This is a genomic window from Flavobacterium muglaense (genome assembly GCF_014305155.1).
Taxonomy (GTDB): domain Bacteria; phylum Bacteroidota; class Bacteroidia; order Flavobacteriales; family Flavobacteriaceae; genus Flavobacterium; species Flavobacterium muglaense.
In genome coordinates, this window is record NZ_JACRUK010000072.1 from 2,679 (window position 1) to 11,234 (window position 8,556).

Annotated in this window: 10 protein-coding genes and 2 tRNA genes; 6 read left to right on the forward strand and 6 right to left on the reverse strand. The window is 34.7% G+C overall.

Annotation, left to right across the window (positions count from 1 at the left end; genetic code table 11):
* Window positions 1-5: 5 nt before the first annotated feature.
* Window positions 6-78: transfer RNA gene (locus H8R24_RS16955), tRNA-Lys, on the reverse strand.
* A gap of 37 nt (window positions 79-115) precedes the next feature.
* Window positions 116-188, reverse strand: a tRNA-Lys gene (locus H8R24_RS16960).
* 128 nt (window positions 189-316) lie between these two features.
* Between H8R24_RS16960 and H8R24_RS16965 the strand changes: the two genes are divergently transcribed.
* Window positions 317-835 (forward strand): shikimate kinase, encoded by a 519-nt coding sequence (locus tag H8R24_RS16965; RefSeq protein WP_187021463.1) that lies wholly within the window; start codon window positions 317-319, stop codon window positions 833-835.
* Here the strand turns inward: H8R24_RS16965 and H8R24_RS16970 are convergent.
* Entirely contained in the window at window positions 827-1,327 is a 501-nt protein-coding gene (locus H8R24_RS16970) for a phosphoribosyltransferase domain-containing protein (RefSeq protein WP_187021465.1), read from the reverse strand. The two genes, H8R24_RS16965 and H8R24_RS16970, sit on opposite strands and share 9 nt — an antisense overlap.
* A gap of 31 nt (window positions 1,328-1,358) precedes the next feature.
* Complete coding sequence (locus tag H8R24_RS16975) at window positions 1,359-1,751, reverse strand: RNA-binding S4 domain-containing protein (RefSeq protein ID WP_187021467.1); 393 nt, start codon at window positions 1,749-1,751, stop codon at window positions 1,359-1,361.
* A 78-nt stretch (window positions 1,752-1,829) separates the two neighbouring features.
* Between H8R24_RS16975 and H8R24_RS16980 the strand changes: the two genes are divergently transcribed.
* Both H8R24_RS16980 and H8R24_RS16985 read left to right on the forward strand, forming a co-directional pair.
* Complete coding sequence (locus H8R24_RS16980; protein ID WP_187021469.1) at window positions 1,830-2,846, forward strand: FKBP-type peptidyl-prolyl cis-trans isomerase; 1,017 nt, start codon at window positions 1,830-1,832, stop codon at window positions 2,844-2,846.
* Window positions 2,847-3,023: 177 nt separating this feature from the next.
* Window positions 3,024-3,941 (forward strand): hypothetical protein, encoded by a 918-nt coding sequence (locus tag H8R24_RS16985; protein ID WP_187021471.1) that lies wholly within the window; start codon window positions 3,024-3,026, stop codon window positions 3,939-3,941.
* Window positions 3,942-4,015: 74 nt separating this feature from the next.
* On the opposite strand, the gene H8R24_RS16990 is transcribed toward H8R24_RS16985, so the two are convergent.
* Both H8R24_RS16990 and H8R24_RS16995 read right to left on the reverse strand, forming a co-directional pair.
* Window positions 4,016-4,969: a transketolase family protein gene (locus H8R24_RS16990; protein WP_187021472.1), complete on the reverse strand. Its 954-nt coding sequence runs from the start codon at window positions 4,967-4,969 to the stop codon at window positions 4,016-4,018.
* Window positions 4,970-5,031: 62 nt separating this feature from the next.
* On the reverse strand, window positions 5,032-5,880 hold the full coding sequence (locus H8R24_RS16995) for a transketolase (RefSeq protein ID WP_187021474.1): 849 nt from the start codon (window positions 5,878-5,880) through the stop codon (window positions 5,032-5,034).
* A gap of 177 nt (window positions 5,881-6,057) precedes the next feature.
* On the opposite strand from H8R24_RS16995, the gene H8R24_RS17000 reads away from it, so the two are divergent.
* The 3 genes from H8R24_RS17000 to H8R24_RS17010 all read left to right on the forward strand — a co-directional run bounded on the left by H8R24_RS17000 (window position 6,058) and on the right by H8R24_RS17010 (window position 8,364).
* A complete protein-coding gene (locus H8R24_RS17000; RefSeq protein WP_187021476.1) occupies window positions 6,058-6,639 on the forward strand; it encodes a Crp/Fnr family transcriptional regulator in 582 nt (193 codons plus the stop codon).
* Window positions 6,640-6,731: 92 nt separating this feature from the next.
* Complete coding sequence (locus H8R24_RS17005; RefSeq protein ID WP_187021478.1) at window positions 6,732-7,247, forward strand: hypothetical protein; 516 nt, start codon at window positions 6,732-6,734, stop codon at window positions 7,245-7,247.
* A gap of 22 nt (window positions 7,248-7,269) precedes the next feature.
* Window positions 7,270-8,364, forward strand: a complete 1,095-nt coding sequence (locus H8R24_RS17010) for an alkene reductase (protein ID WP_187021480.1) — start codon at window positions 7,270-7,272, stop codon at window positions 8,362-8,364.
* Window positions 8,365-8,556: the final 192 nt, after the last annotated feature.

The following is an 8,556-nucleotide window of genomic DNA, read 5'->3' on the forward strand; positions in this document are numbered from 1 at the left end:
TTTTGTGACCCGACTGGGGCTCGAACCCAGGACCCCATCATTAAAAGTGATGTGCTCTACCAACTGAGCTATCGAGTCATTGCATTCAAATAAATTATGTGTTGATCACTATTTGTGACCCGACTGGGGCTCGAACCCAGGACCCCATCATTAAAAGTGATGTGCTCTACCAACTGAGCTATCGAGTCATAATTTCTTTGCTTGAATGCGGGTGCAAATATAAGGACTTTATTTGATGTTTTCCAAAGTTTTTTGCTTTAAATTTGTCTTTTTTTTTTAATTAATTATAACGGTCTAATTTATAAGGATTTATTATATGAATAAAATTGTGTTATTGGGCTATATGGGTAGCGGGAAGTCAACAATTGCTAAAGTACTTTCGAAAAATATTCAAATTCCATTCGTGGATTTGGATGAATATATAGAGGAAAAAGCCAAAATGTCTGTAAAAAGTATTTTTGAGCAATATGGTGAGATCAAATTTAGAAGGTTGGAGCACGATGCTTTTGTCGAATTGTTAAACAACGATCAAAATGTTATTATAGGTTTAGGAGGAGGAACTCCATGTTATGCCAATAATCATGAATTGCTAAAAGGGGATGGAGTAAAGTCTATATACTTGAAGGCTTCTATTGAAACCTTGTTTGCACGTCTGTCAGTCAATAAAAGTAAAAGACCGCTTATAGCGGATAAAAATGATGCAGAAATGAAGGAGTTCATTGCTATGCATCTTTTTGAAAGGAGTTTTTATTATAATCAAGCACAGTTTACTGTTTCAGTAGATAATAAATTGGTTGAGCAAACTGTGAATGATATTGTGGCAGTACTAGCTTAGGTAAGCGTAACTGTTATTGTTTTCGTCAAAAACTACTTGAACGTGTTCAAGTAGTGAAGTAGAAAGTGATATTCCTTTGAAATCAGCTTTTACAGGGTATTTTTTATGATTTCGATCAACAAGTACTGCTGTTTTGAATTTTTTCAAAGGAACGTCTAGAAAGTGACGCACGGCATAGATCAGTGTTGTTCCTGAATTCAACACATCATCAATCAATATAAGTCCTTTATTAGCGTATGCTTCTTTGCTTAAGGAAGTGGTAATAGGAAGTTCTGGTTGTTGTTTATTGATCTGTACTTCGCAAAGCAATACTTCGAGTGTTGAAATGCTTTTGAGTTCGGTTGCTATTTTTTCGGCAAAAAGATACCCATTGGATGCTATGCCTGCTAAAACGACTTCTTTTTCATCTACAAAAGTCTCATAAATTTGATAAGCAATCCTTTTAATTTTATGCTCTATTTCTTGATTCGTTAAGATGATGTTTTTGCTCATTATGGTCTGTTGTTTCGAGTTTAATTAAATGTTATTCTAAGTCGTCGTCGTCTGATAGGATTTCGTTTCCAAATTCGTCAATGTCACGACGGTCTTTTTTAGTAGGTCTACCAGTTCCGTTTTTTCGATAATGATCTTTCGATAATTTTAAAAGTTCTAGATGTTGGTATGCTTCGGCTGGGGTGTCGTTGCGTCTGTATATGTCAACAAGTTTGGCTCCTACGCGGCTATCAGGAATATCAAGAACCGTAATAATTTGGGTAATTTGATCTTTTCTAAAAGTAATTTTGTCTGTAGGAAATACCTCTTTGGATGGTTTTGCAACATGTCCATTAACGGTAACATGATTCTTTTTACAAGCTTCTGTTACCATATTTCTTGTCTTGTAATATCTTACGCACCATAAATATTTGTCTATTCTCATAAAATTTCTAAAATAGGAGTTAAATTGTTTACAAAAATAAATCAATATTGTATCTTGCGCACTTAAAAATCAGCAATAATGAACAAATTTAGGTATTATTTTATTTTATTAATTACAACAGTCTCTTTATTTTCGTGCTCGAAAAGTGATACTCCAGAAATTACCCCTCCAAGGGAATATAGTGTACAATATGCTACTGATCTTGCAGATATCGAAGAATACTTAAATAACTATTATATAACAGTTACAAATAATCCTGGTGCGCCTGACGATCAGGATGTTGTTTTTACTAAAATTCCTGCTGGAGGAACGCAAGACCCTATTATGTCTTATAAAGACAAAACTACCTTTCCTAAATTGTTGAGTAGAGAGGTAAAACTTCATGACATTACTTATAAATTATATTATTTAGTTTTAAGAGAAGGAGTGGGGGAATCTCCCAGTAATGTGGATGAAGTGTACACAACCTATAGAGGAGAATATTTAGAAAATAAGGCAGTAGATGGCATTTCAACGCTTACTACAACTAAATTTGAAGAATGGAAATTTGAACCACAGAGAGCAAATTTAATTGGTTATATTAGAGGTTGGAAAGAAATATTTCCTCAATTTAAAACAGGAACTTATACCTCAAATTCGGATGGTTCAATTTCTTATTCAAATTTTGGAGCAGGTGTGATGTTTATACCTTCGGGATTAGCTTATTATGCTGCAGGAAATAGTAGTATTCCTGCTTATGCTCCGTTAATATTTACTTTTAAACTGTACGAAATTCAACGATTGGATCATGAATTTAATATTTCAAATAATACGCCTACCCCTGACGGAATTCTGTCATATCAAGAAGACTTAGATGGAGATGGATATATGTGGACTAAAGGAGAATTACCTACAGGTGCAGTGAATCCAGATGACACAGATGGCGATGGAATTCCAAATTTTCTTGATGTGGATGATGATGCAGACGGTATTGGAACTAGAAAAGAAATTTCGGCAGCTGATGGTACAATTATTCCTTTTGCAATTATTCCTGATTGTAGTGGTAACACGACTAATCCTGCCAGAATTAAAAGGCATTTAGTTAAATGTAACTAATAAAATGTTTTTCTTTAGATAGATGGCTTTCCAATATGAGATTTGGAAAGCCATCTTTTTTATAGGTCTTACTTATAGTTTATTCAACTTGTTAAAAAAATGTTAAATTTAATTATTTTTCTTACTATTTTAAACTGAATAGATTAATATTGTAGGATTAATATTAATTTAAAAGAAATGAAAAAATTATTTGTGTTGTTAGTTGCGGTAGTTTTTGTATCCTGCAGTAAGGATTCACTTGAACCTATCAATGCCTCAGCGGAGGCTTCATTATCAGTTTTAGATGGTAAAATGTTGTCGTTTAAAGATGATAAGTCTTTTATTAAAGAGTACTCTCAATTGTCAGAATTGAAAAGTACAAAAGAAATCCAAAGTTGGATTTCAAAAAAAGGTCATCTTTCTCGACTAAACACTGAGAATGTATCTGCTGTTTATTTAAACGATGAGATTGATAATTCAGAAGTTATTTATTCAGATGCTTTGAATGCTATTTTAAATACGGATTCTAAATTTAAAATTAACGAAACTGTTATTTGGTTGAATGAAAGGGTTTTTTATAAAGTAAATGAAAAAGACATTGATAAAACCGCGAGCGAATTATTATTGATTAAAAATAAACTCGAAGTATATGGTAGTTTGCTAAATGTATCATCTAAAAGTAGCAATAGTACAAATAAAACAGTTCCTAATGAAAATCGATCAAAAGATTGGGTACAGTATTTTGATAATTCAAACAGAAGATTGGTATTGGTATTAAGTAATGAGACTATTAAATACAGTAATGGTGAAATTGCTTCAAGTAAAATGTTTTTGTATACTGCAGAGCAATATAAGTCTTGTTCTTTTTGGAGATGTACATGGAAAACTAATACAAGTACAATAAATAAACTAACATTTGCAGTCAGCTTTGATGTAGCTTCTGGTTGGACTTCAAATCAGGGGTCCGGTGTTTTTGACTTTGCTAATGGATCTAATATTCTACTTGCAACTAACTATATACCGACTATGAATTTTAACGGTTTTTATAATATAAATACGTCAGTATTGTATAATTCTTCCATGTATAATTGGTCTCAAATAGTTCAATGGTATTAATAATAGCATAAATAAAAGCAATAAGCCGTTCACTTTAGAAGTTAACGGCTTATTTTATTGTTCTGGAAAAAGGATTACTTTCTGGCAATAACTCTTTCTACAGCTTCAACAATGGCTTGATTGTTTAGTTTGTATTTTTCCATTAATTGGTCTGGTGTTCCAGATTCTCCAAAACTATCATTTACCGCAACAAACTCCTGTGGAGCAGGTTGGTTTAATGCTAATACTCTTGAAACGCTTTCGCCAAGACCTCCAAGGATGTTGTGTTCTTCGGCAGTTACTATACATTTTGTTTTAGCCAATGATTTTAGAATTGCTTCTTCATCAAGAGGTTTAATTGTGTGGATATTGATTACTTCTGCAGAGATTCCTTTAGCTTCTAATGCTTCGGCAGCAATAAGTGCTTCCCAAACTAAGTGTCCTGTAGCAACAATAGTTATGTCAGTTCCTTCGCTTAATAATATTGCTTTTCCTATTACGAAAGGCTCATCTGCTGGCATGAAGTTAGGCACAACTGGACGTCCAAAACGCAAGTAAGCTGGACCATGATGATCAGCAAGTGCAAGAGTCGCTGCTTTAGTTTGGTTGTAATCACAAGTGTTGATTACAGTCATTCCTGGCAACATTTTCATCAATCCTATATCTTCTAGAATTTGGTGAGTTGCTCCATCTTCTCCTAATGTTAATCCTGCGTGTGATGCACAGATTTTTACATTTTTATCAGAGTAAGCTACTGATTGACGTATTTGGTCATAGACTCTTCCTGTAGAAAAGTTAGCAAAAGTTCCTGTAAAAGGAATTTTACCACCAATAGTTAATCCTGCTGCAATTCCAATCATGTTTGCTTCAGCAATTCCGATTTGGAAAAAACGCTCTGGGTGATTTTTTTTGAAATCATCAAATTTTAATGATCCAATTAAATCTGCACAAAGGGCAACAACATTTTCATTCTTTTGACCTAATTCAGTCATTCCCGCTCCAAAACCTGAACGAGTATCTTTACTTCCTGTATTTGTATATTTTTTCATTTTCTAATTTAGATTTTTAGCAGCATTTTACTGAACACTAATTCCTACAAGCTGATCACTTTTTAGTAGTCGCCTAAAGTTGATTGATTTTGAGCTAATGCATTTTCTAGTTGTGCATCATTTGGCGCTTTACCGTGCCATGCATGACTGTACATCATAAAGTCAACTCCGTTACCCATTTCAGTATGTAATAATACACAAACTGGTTTTCCTTTTCCTGTTCTAGATTTAGCTTCGTTCATTCCTGCAAGAATGGCGTCGATGTTGTTTCCTTCTTTGATGTCAATAACATCCCAGTCAAAAGCTTCAAACTTAGCGCGAATGCTTCCCATTGCAAGAACTTCATCAGTAGTTCCGTCAATTTGTTTTCCGTTAAGATCGACAGTTGCAATAAGGTTGTCTACTTTTTTAGCAGATGCATACATGATTGCTTCCCAGTTTTGACCTTCTTGCAATTCACCATCACCATGAAGTGTGTAAACTAAATGATTGTCATTGTTTAATTTTTTTGCTTGAGCAGCACCAATCGCTACAGATAAACCTTGACCAAGAGAACCAGATGCGATTCTAACTCCTGGTAAGTTATCGTGAGTGGTTGGGTGACCTTGTAATCTCGTGTTGATTAAACGGAATGTAGCTAATTCTGAAACCGGGAAATACCCGCTTCTTGCTAATACGCTATAGAATACAGGAGAAATATGACCGTTTGAAAGGAAGAACAAATCTTCTCCTATTCCGTCCATATCAAATCCTTCTTTGCGTTCCATAAGGTTTTGGTATAAGGCTACTAGAAATTCAGTACAACCTAGTGAACCTCCAGGATGTCCTGAGTTTACGGCATGTACCATTCGAAGAATGTCTCTTCTTACTTGGATAGTTAAATCGTTTAATTGTTGTGTGTTAGGCTTCATTTTGTGTGTAAAAGTTAAACTGTGACAAATGTAATTTTTATTTTGCCGTAAGACAAATGATTTTTGATTTTGTTATGGTTAACCAATGGGTGCAAATAATGGTTAGAGACTAATAGTTGCGCTCTTTTTTTACATCAGCTCCTTTTTTAATGTGTGGGTAATTATTATCTTGCAAACATGTACGAGCAATTAAAAAAGAGTATTAGTCAAAAAGTAGTATTGTCAAACGAGGAATTTGAGTTGTGCAAGACTTTTTTTATTCCAAAAAAAATTAGAAAAAAACAAACCTTACTTCTAGAAGGTGATGTGTGTACGTACAATGCTTTTGTCGAAAAAGGAATCCTTAGATCTTATTCTACAGATGAAAAAGGCAATGAGAATGTGATGCAATTTGCTTTTGATGGCTGGTGGATTACAGATTTATCTAGTTTTTTAACTGGCGGAAATTCCACCTACACTATTGAGGCGATTGAAGATTCGGAGTTGCTATTGTTGACCACCACCGCTCGTGAAGCTTTGATGGATGCTGTTCCTGCATTTGAAAGGTATCAAAGACTTTTATTGCAAAATGCTTATATTGCTTTACAGTCTAGGGTGAATGGAGCTTTAACTGCAACTGCCGAAGAAAAGTATTTGAAATTAACAGCTTCTTATCCAGAAATTATCAGTCGCATTCCGCAGCACATGGTGGCTTCGTACTTGGGGCTTACTCCTGAGACCTTGAGTCGTGTGCGCAAGCAGATCAGCCTTCGAAAATAAAAATTGATTTAGATCAACAGTATTTCTTAATCTACCTCAAGGATTAAGGGCTTTTGTAGGTTGTAGTTTTGCCGTATTAAAAAACGGATCAAATGCAAAACATAAAAACAATTGCCGTAATAGGCGCTTCTGATAAAAGGAATTTTGCAGTGTTAAACGAATTAGCTGCACGTTATCAACTTTTATTATTTGATAAAAACGAACAAGCACTGTCGGAAATTCATCAAGCACTTTTAAGTAAAAACCGTTATGCTTACCTCGAAAAAATGCCTTGTGCTACCAATGCCAGTTGGGAAGCCGATTTAATTATTCTTTCGGGTTTTTGTATTAATGATGCAACTGTTGTGCAAACAATTAAAGAAGTGGCTACGGCCAAAATTATTGTGATTATGGAAAATGACGATGAGTTTACCAAGTCTATTAATCACCAAGTAAGTTTTGATCTTATTTTTCCTCATTCTAAAATTATCGAAGTCATCAATGTTAACTCAGACGATCAAGCCGAAAAGGAATTTCTTCTAGAAGGACACGACTCGTATGCACTTGATACTGTTTCTAATATTTTTGAACGCATTGGTTTTAATACTTTCGTTTCGCAAATAAATTAATAATAATAAAACAAAATATACTATGAGTGTTATCACTTTGTTACAACCCTATACTTTTAAAACAGAAAAATACAACAACCGCATGGCTATGGCGCCCATGACAAGAAGCCGAGCAGGAAATGAAGGAAATCTGGCTACGGCCGAGATGGCTACTTATTATGCTGATCGTGCTGATGTGGGTTTGATCATTACAGAGGGAACTGTGGTAAGTAAAAAAGCAGTTGGTTTTATCAATGTTCCAGGAATTTATAGCTCAGAGCAAACCCAAAGCTGGAAACAAGTTACAAAAGCAGTACATGATAAAGGAGGGAAAATCTTTGTTCAATTATGGCATACAGGCCGATTGTCGCACCCGGAATTGCATAATGGCGAGTTGCCTCACGCCCCATCGGCAATTAATCCAGAAGCAAAGGCATATGTAGCAACGGGTTTTATTGATACTGTAACGCCAAAAGAAATGACAGTTGCTGATATCAAGCAAACGGTATTGGATTTTAAAAATAGTACAAAGAATGCTGTTGAGGCTGGTTTTGACGGTATAGAGCTGCATGCAGCAAATGGTTATTTGTTTCACCAGTTTTTTAACGGAACTTCCAATACTCGTACTGATGAGTACGGAGGAAGTATTGAAAATAAAGCACGAATCTTATTTGAAACTTTAGATGCTTTGAAAGATGTTATTGATTATTCTAGGGTAGGGGTAAGATTGAATCCATCTTTACACGGTGCTCAAGGAATGACTCTAGATAAAGACACTATTGACACACACGAATATATTGTTAATAAATTGAACGATTATGGTTTGGCTTATTTGCATTTAACGGAACCTTTTACGGATGTTACCGATGTGCCGTATGCAGTAACTGAGGTGGCTAAACATTTTAGACCTATTTACAAAGGGTTATTGATGATCAATAAAAGTTTTACTAAAGAAACGGGAAATAAGGTAATTGAAGAGGGCTATGCAGATATGGTTGCTTACGGTGTACCGTTCATTGCAAATCCAGATTTAGTGACTCGTTTTAAAATTGACGCCCCATTGAATGCTCCTGATCCAAGTACTTTTTACACTTTTACTGCAAAAGGATATAACGATTACCCCAAACTAGGAGAATAATTTGAAATTTAATTTGTGAATGGGATTTGTTTTTAAAATTGGTGTTTGTGATGCAATGCAGCAACTGATTTTAAGTGATGGATCTCATTAAAATAAAGAAGCCCCAACCTGTGTTGAGGGCACTGAAAAAGTGTTTCTAATAAATTAAGACCTAAAAAGGAGTAGATATCTATGGATTTCTACTCCTTTTTT